The organism is Micromonospora sp. NPDC047557, from assembly GCF_043205095.1.
Taxonomy (GTDB): domain Bacteria; phylum Actinomycetota; class Actinomycetes; order Mycobacteriales; family Micromonosporaceae; genus Micromonospora.
On sequence record NZ_JBIDDK010000008.1, the window covers coordinates 179,460 to 197,457 of the forward strand.

General features: G+C 73.4%; 18 protein-coding genes. 5 read left to right on the top strand and 13 right to left on the bottom strand.

Annotation, left to right across the window (positions count from 1 at the left end; all coding sequences use genetic code 11):
- Positions 1 to 7 precede the first annotated feature (7 nt).
- From ACGGAQ_RS20280 to ACGGAQ_RS20290, 3 genes are all read left to right on the top strand, one after another.
- Positions 8 to 1,357: an MFS transporter gene (locus ACGGAQ_RS20280; RefSeq protein ID WP_393051430.1), complete on the top strand. Its 1,350-nt coding sequence runs from the start codon at positions 8 to 10 to the stop codon at positions 1,355 to 1,357.
- Between the two features lie 26 nt (positions 1,358 to 1,383).
- The gene (locus ACGGAQ_RS20285; RefSeq protein ID WP_393051432.1) at positions 1,384 to 2,571 is read left to right on the top strand and encodes a hypothetical protein; all 1,188 of its coding nucleotides are present in this window, start codon (positions 1,384 to 1,386) and stop codon (positions 2,569 to 2,571) included.
- A gap of 188 nt (positions 2,572 to 2,759) precedes the next feature.
- Positions 2,760 to 3,101, top strand: a complete 342-nt coding sequence (locus tag ACGGAQ_RS20290) for an RNA polymerase-binding protein RbpA (protein WP_007460094.1) — start codon at positions 2,760 to 2,762, stop codon at positions 3,099 to 3,101.
- A 61-nt stretch (positions 3,102 to 3,162) separates the two neighbouring features.
- On the opposite strand, the gene ACGGAQ_RS20295 is transcribed toward ACGGAQ_RS20290, so the two are convergent.
- From ACGGAQ_RS20295 to ACGGAQ_RS20335, 9 genes are all read right to left on the bottom strand, one after another.
- Positions 3,163 to 3,687: an FxsA family protein gene (locus ACGGAQ_RS20295; RefSeq protein ID WP_393051434.1), complete on the bottom strand. Its 525-nt coding sequence runs from the start codon at positions 3,685 to 3,687 to the stop codon at positions 3,163 to 3,165.
- Between the two features lie 65 nt (positions 3,688 to 3,752).
- Positions 3,753 to 4,562: a polyprenol monophosphomannose synthase gene (locus ACGGAQ_RS20300; RefSeq protein WP_393051436.1), complete on the bottom strand. Its 810-nt coding sequence runs from the start codon at positions 4,560 to 4,562 to the stop codon at positions 3,753 to 3,755.
- 34 nt (positions 4,563 to 4,596) lie between these two features.
- Entirely contained in the window at positions 4,597 to 6,216 is a 1,620-nt protein-coding gene (gene lnt / locus ACGGAQ_RS20305) for an apolipoprotein N-acyltransferase (protein WP_393051438.1), read from the bottom strand.
- 580 nt (positions 6,217 to 6,796) lie between these two features.
- Positions 6,797 to 8,134, bottom strand: coding sequence for a glutamate mutase L (locus tag ACGGAQ_RS20310; RefSeq protein ID WP_393051440.1), 1,338 nt, complete (start codon positions 8,132 to 8,134; stop codon positions 6,797 to 6,799).
- A 40-nt stretch (positions 8,135 to 8,174) separates the two neighbouring features.
- On the bottom strand, positions 8,175 to 8,582 hold the full coding sequence (locus ACGGAQ_RS20315) for a hotdog domain-containing protein (RefSeq protein WP_393051442.1): 408 nt from the start codon (positions 8,580 to 8,582) through the stop codon (positions 8,175 to 8,177).
- Complete coding sequence (locus ACGGAQ_RS20320) at positions 8,579 to 9,328, bottom strand: OAM dimerization domain-containing protein (protein ID WP_393051444.1); 750 nt, start codon at positions 9,326 to 9,328, stop codon at positions 8,579 to 8,581. The genes ACGGAQ_RS20315 and ACGGAQ_RS20320 overlap by 4 nt, the downstream gene beginning before the upstream one ends.
- Entirely contained in the window at positions 9,325 to 10,884 is a 1,560-nt protein-coding gene (locus tag ACGGAQ_RS20325; protein WP_393051446.1) for a lysine 5,6-aminomutase subunit alpha, read from the bottom strand. Before ACGGAQ_RS20325 ends, ACGGAQ_RS20320 begins: the two co-directional genes overlap by 4 nt.
- Positions 10,881 to 12,446 (bottom strand): amidohydrolase, encoded by a 1,566-nt coding sequence (locus ACGGAQ_RS20330; protein ID WP_393051448.1) that lies wholly within the window; start codon positions 12,444 to 12,446, stop codon positions 10,881 to 10,883. Before ACGGAQ_RS20330 ends, ACGGAQ_RS20325 begins: the two co-directional genes overlap by 4 nt.
- Positions 12,447 to 12,450: 4 nt before the next feature.
- Positions 12,451 to 13,500, bottom strand: a complete 1,050-nt coding sequence (locus ACGGAQ_RS20335) for a zinc-binding alcohol dehydrogenase (protein WP_393051617.1) — start codon at positions 13,498 to 13,500, stop codon at positions 12,451 to 12,453.
- A 153-nt stretch (positions 13,501 to 13,653) separates the two neighbouring features.
- On the opposite strand from ACGGAQ_RS20335, the gene ACGGAQ_RS20340 reads away from it, so the two are divergent.
- On the top strand, positions 13,654 to 15,045 hold the full coding sequence (locus ACGGAQ_RS20340) for a KamA family radical SAM protein (protein WP_393051450.1): 1,392 nt from the start codon (positions 13,654 to 13,656) through the stop codon (positions 15,043 to 15,045).
- A gap of 25 nt (positions 15,046 to 15,070) precedes the next feature.
- Here ACGGAQ_RS20340 and ACGGAQ_RS20345 read toward each other — a convergent pair whose 3' ends face one another.
- The 3 genes from ACGGAQ_RS20345 to ACGGAQ_RS20355 form a co-directional block, all read right to left on the bottom strand.
- Entirely contained in the window at positions 15,071 to 15,880 is an 810-nt protein-coding gene (locus tag ACGGAQ_RS20345) for a polysaccharide deacetylase family protein (RefSeq protein WP_393051452.1), read from the bottom strand.
- Between the two features lie 275 nt (positions 15,881 to 16,155).
- Complete coding sequence (locus ACGGAQ_RS20350) at positions 16,156 to 16,497, bottom strand: YnfA family protein (RefSeq protein ID WP_354862189.1); 342 nt, start codon at positions 16,495 to 16,497, stop codon at positions 16,156 to 16,158.
- A gap of 74 nt (positions 16,498 to 16,571) precedes the next feature.
- On the bottom strand, positions 16,572 to 16,757 hold the full coding sequence (locus ACGGAQ_RS20355) for a CsbD family protein (RefSeq protein WP_393051454.1): 186 nt from the start codon (positions 16,755 to 16,757) through the stop codon (positions 16,572 to 16,574).
- Positions 16,758 to 16,913: 156 nt separating this feature from the next.
- Between ACGGAQ_RS20355 and ACGGAQ_RS20360 the strand changes: the two genes are divergently transcribed.
- A complete protein-coding gene (locus ACGGAQ_RS20360) occupies positions 16,914 to 17,525 on the top strand; it encodes a histidine phosphatase family protein (RefSeq protein WP_393051456.1) in 612 nt (203 codons plus the stop codon).
- Here ACGGAQ_RS20360 and ACGGAQ_RS20365 read toward each other — a convergent pair.
- Positions 17,455 to 17,961 carry an Lrp/AsnC family transcriptional regulator gene (locus ACGGAQ_RS20365; protein WP_393051458.1) on the bottom strand — a complete coding sequence of 169 codons (507 nt, stop codon included), beginning with the start codon at positions 17,959 to 17,961 and terminating at the stop codon, positions 17,455 to 17,457. The genes ACGGAQ_RS20360 and ACGGAQ_RS20365 overlap by 71 nt on opposite strands.
- Between the last annotated feature and the right edge of the window lie 37 nt (positions 17,962 to 17,998).

A 17,998-nucleotide genomic window follows, 5' to 3' on the forward strand; every position in this document is an offset into this window, starting at 1 on the left:
TGCGGCGATGACCGGGCTCGACCGGCGGCCCGCGGCCGCCACCGACGCGACACTGCCCCGCGGCCCCCTGGCCGGCTTCGCGGCCGGCTCGCTCGGCATGGGCGTCTGGGTGACCGTGCCCGGCCTGCTGCTGCTCTATTTCCTCACCGACGTGCTGGCCGTCGGGCCGTGGCTGGCCGGCCTCGCGCTGCTGCTGCCGAAGATCGCCGACGTGCTGCTGCACCCCTGGGTCGGGCACCGCGCCGACGTCGCGCAGGCCCGCCGGGGCGACCGGCGACGGCTACTGCTGCTCGGCTGCGCCCTGCCGGTCGCGTTCGCGGCGCTCTTCGCCGTGCCCGGCGGCCTGACCGGCGTGCCGGCCGCCGCGTGGGTGGCCGTGTTCTTCGTCGCCGGCAACCTGCTCTTCGCCGCCTACCAGGTCCCCTACCTGGCCACCCCGGCCGACCTGCGCATCGGCTACGACGAACGCACCCGCCTGATGGCGTTCCGGATGGTCGTGCTGACCCTCGGGATCCTGGCCTCCGGGCTGCTGGCCCCGCTGCTGACCGGCGGCGATGCCGCGACCCGCGGCGGCTACCAGCGCATGGGCGTGGTCCTGGCCGTCGGGATGCTGGCCGCCATGCTCGTCGGCGTGGCCGGCATCGCCCGGCTGCGCGGGGCCGCGGCGAGCACCACGACGGCGGGGCACGGCGGGTGGCGGGCGTTGCGCACCGCCCTGCGCGACGCGCAGTTCCGCTGGCTGGTCGCCGCCTACCTGGCCATGTCCACGACCACCCATCTGGTCCTGGCCGGGGTGCCCTACTACGCCGAGTACGAGCTGCGCGCTCCCGGCCTGACCACGGTGCTGGTGGCCGCGTTCGTCGCGCCGGCGCTGCTGGTCACTCCCGGTTGGCTGCTGCTGGCCCGCCGTGTCGGCAAGCAGCGGGCGCTGCTCGGCGCGCAGGGCGCGTTCGCGGCCGGGTCGCTGGTGCTGGCGGTGGGTCGCCCGGCGGGCCTGCCGGTGCTGGTGGCGGCAGTGGCGGTGCTCGGGGTGGCGTTCGCCGGCATGCAGCTGCTGCCGTTCTCGATGCTGCCCGACGTGATCCGCGCGGCCGGCGCGACCGGCGCGGGCACCTACACCGGGGTGTGGACGGCCACCGAGGCCACCGGCGCGGCCCTCGGCCCCTACGCGTACGCGCTGTGCCTGGCCGTGGGTGGTTTCGTGGCGTCGTCGGCGGGCGAGTCGCCGGTGCAGCCGGACGCGGCGCTCGCGGCGGTCCGCTACGGCTTCGGGCTGCTGCCCGCGGCGGCGATGCTCGCCGCGCTGCTGCTGCAGCGCCGCTACACCCTGGACACGACCGCCCGGGCCGCGAGCTGAGCGGCCGGCACTAGACTTCGCCCTCGATGGACGCCCCGCTCACCCCCACCGAAACCCGCCCGTGCGCCCACTGTGGACGACCGGTGCCGCAGCGTGTCGGCGCGGGCCGGCCGTTTCGCTACTGCCGCGACAACGACGGTGCCTGCCAGCGCGCCTCGCGCAACAGCCGGATGCGCCACCGCAACGCGCCCGGCCTGCCCGGTCAGGTGGCCCGCACCTGGGAGGCGGTGGACCGTCTCGACCAGGTCGTCGAGACGTTGACCGAGGCGTTGCACGCCGAGCTGTCCCCCGGGGGTGTGCAGCGGCAACTCGCGCAGGCCCGTGCGGAGGCCGCCACCGAGATCGCGGCGGCGCAGACCGAACGCGACGAGGCCCGCGACGACGCCGAGACGGCGGCGGCCGACGCGGCGCGCGCCCGCGAGCAGGCCCGCGCGGCCCGCGCCGAGGCCGACGACGCCCGCCAGCGCGCCGAGCAGGCGGCGCGCCAGGCCACCGCGGCCGACGAACGGGCGCAGCACGCCGAGGCCGCCCGCGATCAGGCGCGCCACGACGTCAGCGCCGCCGAGGCGCTGCGCGCCCAGGCCGAACGGGACCGGGACCAGGCCCGCACCGAGGTGCGTGACCTGCGGGCGCAGCGCGACACCGAGCGGCAGCGCGCGGCCGACCTGACCGTCGAGCGGGACGCGGCGCGCACCGACGCCGAGCGGGCCAGCCGGGCCGCCGCCGAGGCGACCGAGCGGGCCGGACGGTGGCAGGCCGAGGTGCAGGACGTACGCCGCCAGATCGACCAGGCCCGCGCCGACGCCGCGCGGACCCGCGCCGAGGCCGCCGACGCGACCCGGGCCCGGGAACAGGCCGACCGCGCCCGCGACCGCGCCCAGGTCGCCGCCGCCGAAGCCCACGACGCCCGGCAGGAGGCCGCCGAGCTGGCCGCCCGGCTGCGCGCGGAGCTGACCGCCACGGCCGCGCAGCGCGACGCCCTCACCGCCGACCTGACCGCCGCGCGGCAGGCCGCCGCCACCGCCGAGGGCCGGCTGACCGCCCTGACGGTACGACTCGACGCCGCCGAGGCCGACCGTGACGTGGCGCAGCGGCGGGTGGCGCAGCTCGGCGACCAGGTCAGCGACCTGGCGTTGGCGCTGGCTCGCCTGGGCGCCGCCGCCCCCGGCGGCGCGGGCGCTTCCGACCCGGGTGCGCCACCGGCGCAACCTTGACCGCGTCCGGGCGGTTAACATCCCCGGTGGCAGTCGCGACACGCCACCGCCGTGGCGTCACCGTCTCGGCCGGCTACCCTTGGGTCCGGCTCACCCGTGGACGCCTCACGCCCTCGGGCGGGAATGGGGCGACGGGAAAGCACCGTTACACCCAGAAGACCAGCACCACGAACGAGGGGAAGTCGATCATGGGCGAGCGTATGCTGCGCGGAAGCCGCCTGGGCGCGGTCAGCTACGAATCCGACCGCAACACGGAGCTCGCGCCGCGTCAGACCCGCGAGTACCTCTGTGCCAAGGGCCACCAGTTCGAGGTGCCGTTCGCCGTCGACGCCGAGGTCCCGACGACCTGGGAATGCAAGTTCGACGGCAGCGTCGCCCGACTCGTCGACGGCAACGAGCCGGAGCAGAAGAAGGCCAAGCCGCCGCGTACCCACTGGGACATGCTGCTGGAGCGGCGCTCGATCGCTGAGCTCGAGGACATCCTCGCCGAACGCCTCCAGGAGGTTCGGACCCGCCGCGGCCGCGCCTGAGCCGCACCCGCACGACACGGCGCCCCCGGGGTTCTCCCCGGGGGCGCCGTCATGTGTGCGCTCAGTTGCGGCCCGGCTCGACGATCTCACCCTCGATGGCCCGGCCACCGTCGACGACCACCGGCTGCTGCGGCTCCGGACGCGGCGTCGGCTGCGGCGCGCCCTGGCGCACCCGCACCGTACGCGGCCCGAACAGGTCACCGGCGACCATCGACGACACCCGCCGCTCGGCGGTGCGTTGCACCCCGGCGCGGGCCAGGCGACGCACCGGCGGCACCATCAGCAACAACCCGGCCAGACCGCTGACAAGACCCGGCGCCGCCAGCAGCAGCGCGCCGGCCAACCCGACGAGCCCGTCGGTCACCTGCCGCCCCGGTGGCTGCCCGGCCTGCGCGGCGGTGCGGAACCCGCGCCAGGCGCGCATTCCCTCGCGGCGCAGCAGCACCAGCCCCAGCAGCGACGCGGCGAACACCAGCAGCACCGCCGCGCCGAACCCCACCGCCCGCCCCACCACGACGAACACCGCCAACTCCAGCACCACCGCCAGCAGCAGGGCGACCGGCACGAACCTCAGTCCTCGGCGCATCTCACCTCATCGCCAATCCGCGGCACACCGACACGTACCGCACATCCAGCATGACACGGCCGCGCTCACGGCCACCGCACCTGGCCCGTGGGGGTGCCGTGCAGGCCCCGGCGTACGGCCTGGCGCCGGTCCTGCACACCCCAGCGGGTGATCCGCCACAGCGCCTCGGCGACGATGCGCGGGCTCATCTTGCTGTCGCCGTGTTCCCGCTCGGCGAACGTGATCGGCACCTCCACGATCCGCACCCCGGCCCGGTGGGCGAGCCGCGACAGCTCCACCTGGAACGAGTAGCCCTGCGAGCACACCGACTCCAGGTCGATGGCGTCCAGGGCGCTGATCCGGTACACCCGGTAGCCGCCGGTGGCGTCCGACACGGGCATGCCCAGCGCGAGGCGCGCGTACAGGTTGCCGCCGCGCGACAGCAGCAGCCGCCGCAGCGGCCAGTTCACGACCTGCGCGCCGCTGGTCCACCGCGACCCGATCACGACGTCGGCGTCGCGGGCGGCGTCCAGCAGCGCCGGCAGGTCCTCGGGGGCGTGTGAGCCGTCGGCGTCCATCTCCACCACGGCGTGGTAGCCGCGTTCCCGAGCCCACCCGAATCCGGCCAGGTACGCGGCGCCGAGGCCCTGCTTGCCCTCGCGGTGCAGCACCTGCACGTGCGGGTCACCGTCGGCGAGCGCGTCGGCGATCGCGCCGGTGCCGTCGGGGCTGTTGTCGTCGGCGATGAGGATCTGCACGGCGGGGGCGGCCCGGCGGACCCGTCCCACGATCGCCGCGACGTTGTCGGCCTCGTTGTAGGTGGGAATCACCACGAGCACCCGACCCAGGCCGGGCACCTCGTCCGGACGCCGGATCGTATCGGTCGCCTGGATCACGGTTCCTCCGCTCCCGCCGGCGTACCGGCTGTTGCTATCCGGGCACGACCCGCTGCCGTCGGCGCAGCACGCCCGCTCCGGCCAGGGCGGCCACGGCCAGCCCGGCGAGGGCCAGCTCCGGCCACCAGCCGAGGCGGGTGGCGAGGGTACGCCCGCTGTCGAGCCGTAGCTGCCGCACCACGACCTCCCGGGTGTTGAACCCGGTGGCGTCGCTTACCCGCCCATCGGGGGCGACGAACCCGGACACCCCGACCGTGGAGGCCATCAACGCCGGCCGGCCGTGCTCCACCGCCCGCAGCCGCACCATGGCCAGCTGCTGGCGGGCCTCCGCCTCGTCGAAGGTGGCGTTGTTGGTCTGCACCACCAGCAACTGCGCGCCGCCGGTGACGGTGTCGCGGACCACCTCGTCGTAGGCGACCTCGAAGCAGATGACGTCGCCGAGCACGGCGGGGCCGGCGCGTACCACGCCCGGGGTGCTGCCGGGCACGAAGTCGCTGCGGATCAGGTCGACCTTGTCGCTGACCAGGCGGGCGATGTCGCGCAGCGGCACGTACTCGGCGAACGGCACCGGGTGGCGTTTGGTGTAGAGCTGCGCCATGTCCGCGCCGGTGTCGGGCCGCCACAGGATGCCCGCGTTGCGGACCTGCCCCGGGCCGGGGCCGAGCAGCACCGCGCCGACCAGGATGGGCGCGCGGATCGCGTCGGCGGCCTGGGAGATGCGGGCCCCGGCGGCGGGGTTGCGCAACGGGTCGATGTCGCTGGAGTTCTCCGGCCACACCACCAGGTCGGGTTGCCGCTGCGCGCCGGAGGCGACCCGCGCGGCCAGCTCCAGGGTGGCGTCGACGTGATTGTTGAGCACCGCCTGGCGTTGGGCGTTGAAGTCCAGCCCGAGGCGCGGCACGTTGCCCTGCACGATAGCCACGGTGACGGCGTCGCCGCCGCCTGCGGCGGCGACGGGCACCAGCAGGCTCACCGCGCCCACCGCCGCGACGACGGCGGCCGGTACGGCCGCCGTGAGCCACCACTGGGGCCGGGCGTCGCGGCGGGCCTCCCAGCCCTGCCAGACAGCGGCGACGAGCAGACCACCGGCGAGGGCCACCGCGAAGGTGACCAGCGGCGCGCCGCCGAGGGCGGCCAGGCGCAGCAGCGGCGAGTCGTCCTGGGTGAACGCGAGCCGACCCCACGGGAACCCGCCGAACGGCGTACGGTCGCGCAGCGCCTCCTGCCCCACCCACAGCAGCCCGGTCAGCGCCGGCCACGCCCAGCGGCTCCGGTCGGCCAGTGGCGACACCCAGGCGGTGGCGGCGCCGAGCAGCGCCAGGTAGCCGGCCTGTAGCAGCGACAGCAGCACCCACGGCAGGTAGCCGGTGTGCAGGTTCGTCCAGGCCAGCAGCGGCGCGAACAGCGCCACGCCGGTGAGGAAGCCCACGCCGGCGCCGGCGCGCAACCGTCGTCGGTGGGCGGCGGCGGCCAGCAGCGCCACGCCGAGCGGCGCGAGGGGCCACACCCCGTACGGCGGGAACGCCAGCAGCAGGGCCAGCCCGGCGGCGACCGCCATCGGCGCGGCGACGCGCAGCGGCAGTGGCCGACCCACGGCGACCGGCGCGCTGATCACCGTGGGGGCCTGGCTCTCGTCGCGGTCCAGGGTCGTCACCGCTGCTTCACCTCGATCACCCGGCGAAGGCTACCCGGCCGCCGCCTCCACCGGCCGCATCGGCCCGCGCTGAGGGGCCCGCCCGACCCCCGCTCCGCGATCTTGCACTGTCGGTCGTCGACGCGAGGGGCGTTCCCGCTCATGTCGGCGACCGAACCTGCCAGATCGGCGCGGGGGTGAAGTGGGGGTATGAAATCGGGGCGCGGCTTGCGCCGCGCCCCGATGCTCCCAGGCCCTCCCCGGCCGGTGCGGCGAGGATGGGGCACGCCGACCTTCGGACCGACCAGGCGGTTGACTGGCTGCCCCCGCCGGGCCGTTGTCTACTGGCCGTGCACCTCACCCTGCCCGTACACCGGTAACCGCGACCGGTTCGCGCCGCCCCGCCGACCCCCGCCCGCTGGACCTGGCCGCCGCGACGATGACGCTGAAAATGTCGCTCGGCCAGCGGACGAAGGGACGAAGCGAACAACAGCCGCTTCCCGTGGTAGGACTCAAAGACGGTACGTGTTGCACCCCGCCTCCTGTCAACCCACCCCCGGCCTGTCGTGTGTTGCGCCACGGCGTGTCGGGTCGGCGTGTCTCACTGCGTGCTCAGATGGTGGCGCAGCAGTGCGCCTGCGGCCGTCCGGTGCTCCTCGGCGAGCAACCCACCGGCGGCCAGCACGTAGTCGACGTCGACGACCGCGCGGGCGGCGCGCGGCAGCGCCCACCCGCCCGCGTGATCGGCCAGGACCGCCGCCAGGACCTGCCCGGACGCGTCGGCGGGCGCGTGCCGCAGCACCCCACCGGAGCCCACCAGCAGCCGCACGTCGCGCAGGTCCCGCCCGGCCCGCTCGCCGGTGCCGGCGCCCCGGGCGTGCCGGCGCAGCGCCACCGTCGCCGCGAGCGTCGCGATCCGCGCGTCCATGGCCCGCTCGGCGTCGTCGGCGGCCAGGAACGCCGGGTCGGCGGCCCGCCGGTCGGCCGCGGCGGCCAGGTCGTCGGCCTCGTCGGCGCCGAGCAGCCGCTCCTCGGCGGCGGCGCGTACCACGCCGGGGGCGCTCCACCGCATGCCCAGATCGCCCTCGACGGTGCGGGCCCGCCACAGACTGCCCGCGACCTCCCGGCCCGGCCCGGTGGCCCGCTCGTCGGGCGTCAGCACCGAGTACACGTCGGTGGTGGCCCCACCCACGTCGACGACGGCGAGGTCCCCGCCGATGGTGTCGGCGAGCACCTCCACGCCGGTGAGGACCGCGTCGGGCGTGGCCGCCCGCACCAGCCGCGCGAACCGGGCGCCCCTGGACAGTCGTTTGCCGCCGATGACGTGGCGCAGGAACACCGCGCGGATCGCCGCGCGCGCCGACGCCGGGGCGAGCACCCCGATGCGCGGCAGGACGTTGTCCGCGCCGGTCACCGGCACCCCGGCGGCCTCCAACAGCCCGGTCAACTCCGCACGGACGTCGGTGTTGCCGGCCAGGACGACCGGCACCCGCCAGCGGGCGCGGGCCAGGCGGGTGGCGTTGTGGGTGATCGTGTCGGCGTCGCCGCCGTCGGTGCCGCCCACGAGCAGCACCACGTCCGGCCGGGCCGCCCGCAACGCCGTCAGGTCGGCCGCGCCGAGCCGACCGGCGGCCACGTGCACCACGTGCGCGCCGGCCGACAACCCGACCCGCCGACCCGCCTGCGCGGTCACCAACGCCTCGTAGCCGAGCACGGCCAGCCGCAACCCACCACCGGCCGACGAGCAGACGTACCACGGCACGTCCCGCGCCCCGAGCCCGGCGGTGGCCGCCGCGACGGCCGCGTCCAGGCCATGCAGCACGTCGCTGCCCACCGTGGTGGGCGCGGCCGCCGCGCCGACGAGGACACCCGCGGCCAGGTCCACCACGGCCGCCTTGGTGTACGTCGAGCCGACGTCCGCGCAGACCGCCAGGGTCACGAGTTTCCCTGTTCGCGACTGCGGGGCTCGCAACCCCGGCTCACTCCTCGCGACTCACTGACGCGGCGGGTACGACCACGGTGCCGGTCGCCGTGACCGCGACGATCGGCGGGTCCAGGACCTCGGCGGCGGACGCGGAGCGGTCCGGGCGACCCCGACACACCACCGCGCAGCTCAACTCCAGGGTGCGGCTGCGACTGCCCACCCGGGACACCTGGGCGGTCACCTCCACCACGTCACCGGCGCGGATCGGCGCGGTGAACCGCACGTCGGAGTAGCCGGCGAACAGACCCTCGTCGCCGTCCGTGCGGATACACACCTCCGTGGCGACGTCGCCGAACAACCCGAGGGCGTACGCCCCGTCGACGAGGTTGCCGGCGTAGTGGGCGTGCGCGTACGGCACGTACCGCCGGTGCGTCACCGTCAACCCGAGCCTGGAGTCGGTCATGCCATCGCCTTCCGCTGCGTGATCAGGGCGTGCACGAGGTAGCTGGCCACCTCGCCGGGCGTGGTCCCCCGACCGAAGATCCGGTCCACGCCCAACTCGTCGGTCATCGACTCGTCGAACCGGGGACCGCCGACGATCAACAGGGGCCGCTTACCCGCCGGCATGGCCTCCCGGAACGCCGCCGACATCTCCCGCGTGTTGTGCAGGTGCGCGTCGCGTTGGGTGACGACCTGCGACACGAGCACCGCGTCGGCCTTCTCCACCCGGGCGGCCTCCACCAGCTCCGGCACGCTGACCTGCGCGCCCATGTTGGTGACCTTCAACTCCCGGTAGTACTCCAGGCCCTTCTCGCCCGCGATGCCCTTGACGTTGAGGATCGCGTCGATGCCCACGGTGTGCGCGTCGGTGCCGATGCACGCCCCCACCACCGACAGCTTGCGGCGCAGCCGCTGCTTGACGACGGTGTTGACCTCCTTGGCCGACAGCAGCGGGAAGTCCCGTTCCACCACCTGCACCGCGTCGACGTCGACGAGGTGGTTGACCCGCCCGTACACGACGAAGAACGTGAACCCGTCACCCATTCCCTTGGCGTGCACCACCATCGCCGGGTCGATGCCCATCTTGTTGGCCAGCTGCACCGCCGCGCCCTCGGCCCGCTTGTCGTGGGCCACCGGCAGGGTGAACGACACCTGCACCATCCCGTCGCCGGTGGTGTCCCCGTACGGACGCACGATCGTCTTGCTCACGCCGCGACCTCCAGGATGTCGGTGGCCGGGTTGCAGTAGTCGGCCTCGTGCGCGGCGACCCCGTCCAGGCCCTTGCCCCGGTCCGCCGGCCGCTTCATGATCCCGAACGTGCCCTCCGCGATCGCGGTGAGCAGCGTCTGCTCCCCGATGCGCTCCAACAGGTCCAGAGCCTCACCGAGGACCTGGTTGGCGCGGCGGCGGATGAACCCGCCCGCCGCCGGCACGAAGTCCTCGTGCAACCCACCGGCGGCGCCCAGGACGTACCGCACGTTCTGCAGCGCGATGTCGCGGTCCGACAGCCACGGCGTCACCACCGCCTCGGTCATCATCCCCACCAGCAGGATGCCCTGACCGGTCAGCGCGCCCGCCAGGTTGAAGAACCCGTCGAGCAGGTTGCCCCGGAACACGTCACCGGTCATGTGTTTCGTCGGCGGCATCCACTTGAGCGGCGCGTCCGGGAACAACTCCCGCGCCAGCAGCGCGTGCGCCAACTCCAACCGGAACGACTCCGGCACCTCCGGGTTGATCTCGAACGCGTGCCCCAGGCCCAACTGCCAGTCCGCCAGGCCCGCCTCGTGCGCGAAGAACTCGTTGAGCAACTGCGACACCGTCACGGTGTGCGCCTCGTCGACCGCGTCGGCGGTGGTCAGGTAGTTGTCCTCACCGGTGTTGATGATGATCCCCGCGCGGGCGTGCACCTGCCGGGAGAACCGCTGGTCGACGAACGTACGGACCGGGTTGATGTCGCGGAACAGGATCCCGTACATCGAGTCGTTGAGCATCATGTCGAGCCGTTCCAACCCGGCCAGGGTCGCCATCTCCGGCATGCACAACCCCGACGCGTAGTTCGTCAGCCGCACGTAGCGGCCCAGCTCCTTCGACGACTCGTCCAGCGCCGCGCGCATCAACCGGAAATTCTCCTGCGTAGCGTACGTGCCGGCGAAACCCTCCCGGGTCGCGCCCTCGGGCACGTAGTCCAGCAACGACTGCCCCGTCGAGCGGATCACCGCGATGACGTCCGCACCGGCGCGCGCCGCCGCCTGCGCCTGCGGAATGTCCTCGTAGATGTCGCCCGTCGCCACGATCAGGTAGATCCACGGCCGCTGCTTCGGGTCCCCGTGCCGCTTGACGAGGCGCTCGCGCTCCGCGCGCCGCCGGTCGATCCGCCGGATACCCGCGCCGACCGCCTTGCGGGCCGCCGACCGGGCCGCCGTCGCCGACCGACCGCTGGGCAGCGCGAACCGCACCGACCCGGCGGCGGCCTTCTGCGCCAGCAACGTCACATCCGTGATCCCCTCGCGAGCGAGGGCGTCGAACACCGGCACCGCCACCCCGTGTCCCAACCCCACGTCCGCGACGACCGCGTCCACGAGCCGGTTCACCCACGGAATGCCGTCCGGGTCGGCGCCGCTCACCCCGGCCAGCCGCAGCACCGCCCGCTCCACCGACACCGTCGTGTGGCTGCGGGCCAGGTCGACCACCGGCTGCCCGGCCCGCCGCGCCAACTCCCGCGCCCGCGCCACCAACACCGGATCAAGGTCAAGTTTCCCGGTCACGACGACCCTTCCTCATAGATGACCTCACCGCGCAACACCAGCCGCCGGCACACCGGCAGCGGCGTCGGATCGTCCGGACCCCGCACCTCCGGGTCCTCGGCCACCAGCACCGGCAGACCCCGTTCCACCCCCGCCGGCGTCGACCACACCGCGAACGTCGCCGGCGCACCCAGCGCCAGGACACCCTCGACGTCCAGGTGCACTGCCCGCCACCCACCGCGGGTGTGCGCCGCGAACGCCGAACGCACACTCATCCGCTGCGCCGGGTTGTGGTGCGCCGCCGCCGCCCGCACCGACCCCCACGGGTCCAGCGGCGTCACCGGCGAATCCGACCCGAACGCCAACGCCACCCCCACCGAGTGCATCGCACCCATCGGGTTCGACTCCAACGACCGGTCCAACCCCAACCGCGCCTCGTACATCCGGCCCGCGCCACCCCACAACCGGTCGAACGCCGGCTGCATGCTCGCCACGATTCCGTACTCCACGAACCGCGCGATCATCCGCTTGTTCATGATCTCCGCGTGCTCGATACGGTGCCGGGCCGCCCGCAGCCGCTCCACACCCAGCGTCGCCGCCGCCGCCGCGAACCCGTCGAGCACCGTGCCGATCGCCGCGTCCCCGATCGCGTGGAACCCGCCCTGCAGGCCCTGCGCCGCGCAGTCCAACAGGTGATCACGCACCTGCTCGGCGCTGAGATACCCGTGCCCGCAGCCGTCACCGTCGCCGTACGGCTGCGACACGTGCGCCGTGCGCGACCCCAACGCCCCGTCCGCGAACAGGTCACCGCCGGCGCCCACCGCGCCCAATTCCCGGGCCCGCGCCGCACCACCCAGCTCACCCCAGTACCCGTACACCTCCGGCAACCCCGCCCCGGAGATGCCCAGCAGACCGGTGAAGTCCTCCTCGTCGGAGATCTCCGGACCGCCGCACTCGTGCACGGCCGCGATGCCCAACGACGCCGCGTGCGCCAGCGCCACCCGCTGCGCGGCCACCCGCTGCGCCCGCGTCACCGACCCCTGCGCCGCCGCCCGCACCACATGGTGCGCGTCACGCCGCAACCAGCCCGACGCGTCGTACCCGGGCGCCTCCGCCGCCTGCGGACACGCCGCCAGCAACGCCGACGACACCAACGCCGAATGGATCGACGCCTGCGACAGGTACACCCGCCGGCCAGCGGCCGCCCGGTCCAACGCCGCCGCGTCCGGCAACGCCGTGTCCGACCAGCCGGACTCGTCCCAGCCGTGCCCGAGCACCACCGCGTCCGCCGGCAACTCCGCCGCGAACCCGGCCACCGCGTCGAGCAACTGCCCCGCCGAGCGCACCCCGGACAACTCCAGCCCGGACAACGCCAACCCGGTGTCGGTGGCGTGCACGTGCGCGTCCACGAACGCCGGCGTCACCAGAGCCCCGTCCAGGTCCACCACCCGGTCGGCAGGCGGCGCGTCACCGTCGGTGCCCAACCAGGCAATCCGCCCACCGGACACCAACAGCGCGGTCGCGCTCGGGTCGGCGGGACAGTGCAGCACGCCGCCGCGGTACAACGTCGAGGGGTTCGTCATGGCCTCAGTCTGCCGCGATCCGCGCCGCGAACAGCCGACGCACCCCCGGCTCGGCGCGCAACAGCCCCAACGCCAACTCCGCGTGCCCCGGCACGTACCCGTTGCCCACCAGCATCGTCACGTCCGCCGCCAACCCCTCCGCGCCCAACGCGGCCGCGGAGAAGCTCGTCGCCATCGAGAAGAAGATCACCGTGCCGCCGTCCGCGGTGGCCAGGACCGCCCCGTGCTCACAGCCCGGCACGTCCACGCACACCACAGTCACGTCCGCCGGCGCGCCCAACGCGGTGGTCACCGCCGTGGACAACCCCACCGGGTCGCGCGCGTCGGCCAACGCCACCACCGACGCCAGCCCGGCGTCCGTCAGCGCGTCCCGCTCCGCCGCCACCGGAACCACCCCGACGGTACGCGCGGCGCCCGCCCGTCGCGCCGCCGCCAGAGACAGCGAGCCGCTCTTGCCGGCCCCACCGATCACCGCGACCCGCACCGGAGTCGGATCACCGCTACGCCGACGCTCCTCGACGTAGCGCGACACCACCCGGGCGGTCAGCGCCGGCGCCCCGCACACGTCCAGGACGGCCAGGGACAACTGCGGATCCTCGTCGTCGGGCAGCACCGCCGCGATGGACCGCGCGAACAGGATCGCCCACCCGTCACACGGCACCTGCTCGCTGCGCCCGTCCCAGCGCGCCAGCCCGTCGGTGATCACCAGGGGCGTCAACGTCAACGACACCAGCGTGGCGACCCGCTCACCGGCCTTGAGCCCCAGCGGGGACCGGCGACCGGCCTCCTCGACCGTGCCGATCAGCATCCCGCCGGAGCCGGTCACCGGGTTCTGCATCTTTCCCCGCGTGGAAATGATCTCCAGCACCTCGGCGCGCACGGCAGCCCCGTCACCGCCGTGCTTCTCCGACAACTGCCGGAAACTCGCCGCGTCCAGGTTCAGCCGCTCCACCCGGATCCGCACCTCGTTCGGCGCGATCGCCGCGGACGCGTCCAGCCGCCAGGCCGCCTGCGGCAGCACCCCCGCCGGTTCCACGACGCGGTGCAGTCCCACCGGTGACGTCACGCCGACCTCCCCTGTCCGGCCGCTCGAAGCCCCGGTCAAGGCTCGCGTAGCGGGAAAACTTACGGCAGACTAGTTTCTGTACCGAATATTTTCCAGTAGCCTTCGGGCTTCGATGATCCACCGCACCACCGAGGAGGGGCCGTGACCCACACCATCCCGCAACCCCGTCACGCCCCTGTCGCGGCACCGACCGCCGGGCAGCCGTACGAATACCACCGCCGCCCCCTGGTCGAACCCGACTGGACCCGCTTCCCCGGCTGGCGCACCGTCACCCGCGACCAGTGGGAATCCGCCCAGTGGCAACGCGTCAACTGCGTCAAGAACATCAAGCAGCTCCGCGCCGTCTTCGGCGACCTCGTCGACGACAGCTTCTACACCGACCTCGAGGCCGACCAGAAGGCCCTGGCCACCATGTCCATGCTGGTGCCGCCACAAATGATCAACACGATGGTGCCGTTCGCGCCGCTGACCACCGAAGCGCTGCTCGCCGACCCCATCCGCCGCTACATGATCCCGGTCGCCTCCGACCGACGCACCGACTGGCCCTCACACCCCTACGCCAGCCGCGACAGCCTGCACGAGCACGACATGTGGGTCGCCGAAGGTCTCACCCACCGCTACCCCACCAAGGTCCTCGCCGAACTGCTCTCCACCTGCCCCCAGTACTGCGGCCACTGCACCCGCATGGACCTGGTCGGCAACTCCACCCCCGCCGTCGACAAGCTCAAACTCACCCTCAAGCCCGTGGACCGCTACGACGCCCACATCGCCTACCTCAAAGCCCACCCCGGCGTACGCGACGTCGTGGTCTCCGGCGGCGACGTGGCCAACGTCCCGTGGCGCAACCTCGAGTCGTACCTCATGCGCCTGCTGGAACTGGAGACGGTCCGCGACATCCGCCTCGCCACCAAGGCCCTCATGGGCCTGCCCCAGCACTGGCTGCAGCCGGACGTCGTCGAGGGCCTGGAGCGCGTCGCCCGCACCGCCGCCCGCCGCGGCGTCAACCTCGCCATCCACACCCACGTCAACCACGCCCAGTCGCTCACCCCACTGGTCGCCAAGGCCGCCCAGACCGCCCTCGACGTCGGCGTCCGCGACGTCCGCAACCAGGGCGTCCTCATGCGCGGCGTCAACGCCACCACCCCCGAACTGCTCGACCTCTGCTTCGCGCTCCAGGGCGAAGCCGGGATCCTGCCGTACTACTTCTACATGTGCGACATGATCCCCAACGCCGAACACTGGCGCGTCCCGGTCTGGCACGCCCAGCAGCTCCAGCACGACATCATGGGCTACCTGCCCGGCTACGCCACCCCACGGATCGTCTGCGACGTGCCCTTCGTCGGCAAACGCTGGGTGCACATGCTCACCGACTACGACCGTGAGCGCGGCATCTCCTACTGGACCAAGAACTACCGCACCTCCATCGAGTCCGCCGACCTGGAGGCGCTCAACAAGCGCTACGCCTACTACGACCCGATCGACACCCTGCCCGAGGGCGGCCAGCAGTGGTGGAACGACCACCGCGACGACTGACCCACCGCAGGTGCTGGCCGCCGACTCACCCGCCGGCCAGCACCTCGGACAGCGGGGCCGGCACCAGCCCTCGCTCGGCCAGGCCGGCCAGAATGTGCGGCAACGCCTCATCGGTCATCGCCGCGTTCGCCTCGGTCACATGCATGATCACTACCGACCCCGGGCGTACGTGGTCCAGCACCGCGCGCACCAACGGCTTCCACGCCGTCGCGAACGGATCACCGCTCACCACGTCCCCATCGACGACCGTCACGCCCAGCGGCGCCAGCGCGTCCAGCGCCGCCGCGTCGTGACAGAGCCCCGGAAAACGGAAGTACCGGGTCTGCCGACCGCCGTACGGTTCGATCACCTCGAACGTCTTCGCCACGTCGGCGGCCAAGGTGTCGACCGACTGCCGCGGCAGGTCGTAACAGCCGGCGGTGAACGCCGCGTGCCCGTACGTGTGGTTCGCCAGCTCGAAACGCGGATTACCAGCGATGCGCCGGGTGGCCTCCGGATACCGCTGCACCCACTTACCGGTCAGGAAGAACGTCGCTGGCAGCTGCTCGCGCTCCAGCAGGTCCAGGATGCGCAGGTTCGCGTACGACCGGACCTTGCCGCTGCGCAGGTTGGCGAGCATCCCGTCGGTCATGTCCGCGTCGAAGGTCAACGCGACCTTGTTACCGGTCCGCGGCCCGTGGTCCACCACCGGCGCCCTGGTCCCGGTCGGCGTCGCGCCCGGCACCGAGGCAACCGCCGGCGCCGACGGGACACCGGCCGACGAGGCGACGGACGGCGTCGATGGGCTCGACGAGGCGGACGAGCCGACGAAGACCGGCTGGTCCGAGGGCGGCACCCGGGACGCTTCACACCCGGCACTGCCGAGGATGGCCGCCACAACCACTACGCCAAGAAACGGGCGAAGCCCAGCTCGGATCACGCCGCAGATCATCGCAGAAGCGAAAGCGCCTCACTGTCCCCCGCGTGCCACCACGAGGGCTCGTGGGGGCGCGTCGCAGGCCCGCTTGGGCGGTGCCGCGCCGGTAAGCGATATACCTCAGAGGTATGAATATGACTCTGAGGTATATCGCCTTCCAGTGACACACCGCCCGCGAGTCACCCGCGCGCGGGTCAGGCGGAACCCCCACGCGGGGCGTACATGATGACCGCGACGCCGAGCAGGCACAGCGCCGCGCCGGTCAGGTCCCAGCGGTCCGGGCGGAAACCGTCCACCACCATCGCCCAGCCCAACGAGCCCGCCACGAACACCCCGCCGTACGCGGCCAGGATCCGGCCGAAGTTGGCGTCCGGCTGGAACGTGGCCACGAAGCCGTAACAGCCCAACGCGACCACGCCGGCGGCGATCCACCACAGGCCGCGCTGCTCCCGCCACCCCTGCCAGACCAGCCAGGCGCCGCCGATCTCGGCCAGGGCGGCCAGCACGAACAACACCAGGGAACGGAGCACGGTCACGCCGCCGACCCTAACGGCCCACACGCGTCGGGTCCCCGGGCAGGTGCTGCCCGGGGACCCGACGACCGCTCAGGTCACTTGTTGAAAGCGTCCTTGATCTTGCTGCCGGCATCCTTCATGCCCTGCTTGGCGCGCGCGTCACCCTGCTGGCTCGCGCCACCACCACGCATCGACTCGTTGTCGGTCATATCGCCGACGCGCTCCCTCGCGGCGCCGGCCATCTGCTCAACCTTGTTCTTTGCCTTCTCGGTGAAGCTCATCGCGCCTCCTCGGTCTGGCGGTTGTCGAGGCTCGCTTGCCCGCTTTCCCGGTGCCGAAACCGGTGGTGCCGGTCGGCACACCCCGTAGAGCATCCTAGGAAGATAGGTTGAGAGAGGGCGGCACTGGTTGCCCCGGCGCGATGGTTAACTGGCCGCATGGGAGAGCTCCTGCTGATCCGGCACGGCGAGACCACCTGGAGCGCCAGCCTGCGGCACACCTCGTACACCGATCTGGAGCTGACCCCCGACGGCGAGCGACAGGCCCGCACCCTCGCCGCGTTCCTGGCCGGCCGGCGCTTCGTCACCGTCCTCGCCAGCCCTCGCTCCCGGGCGCTGCGCACCGCGCAGCTGGCCGGGCTCACCGTCGACAATGTCGACGAGGACCTCAGCGAGTGGAACTACGGCGAGTACGAGGGCCGCACCACCGTCGACATCCACGACGACGACCCGCACTGGAACATCTGGACCGACGGCTGCCCCGGCGGGGAGTCACCCGCACAGGTGGGTGACCGGCTCGACCGGGTACTGGCCCGCGTCACCCCGCTGCTCGACCGGGGCACCGTGGCGCTGGTCGGCCACGCGCACAGCCTGCGGGTGCTCGGCGCCCGCTGGATCGGGCTGCCCCCGTCCGCAGGCGGACGGCTGCGCCTGGACACCGCCACGGTCAGCGCGCTCGGTCACGAGCACGGCCGGCAGGTCATCCTGCGGTGGAACCAGCCGGCTCCTCCGGCGCCCGGGACCGCGACCGACCAGGCGCCCCGGCACTGATCTTCGGCGGACGGTTCTCGTACGGCGTGGACAGCACCACAGTCGTCCGGGTCGTCACGTTCGCCGAGGTGCGGATCTCCTGCAGCACCCGCTCCAGGTCCGCCGGGCTGGCCACCCGCACCAGCAGCAGGTAGAAGTCCTCCCCCGCCACCGAGTAGCACGAGTCGATCTCCGGCAGGTGGGCCAGCCGCTCCGGCGCGTCGTCCGGCTGCGACGGGTCGAACGGCCGGATCGCCACGAACGCCGTCAACGGCAGGTCCAGCGCCTCGAACGACACCCGGGCGGCGTACCCCTTGAGCACCCCGCGCTGCTCCAGCCGGCGCACCCGCTGGTGCACGGCGGACACCGACAGCCCCACCTTCTCGGCCAGGTCGGTGTACGACAGACGGCCGTCAGCGGTCAGCGCGGCGACGATGGCGCGGTCGATCTCCTCCACGGCGAGCAACCTACCGGGAAATCGGCGCGACGGCGAC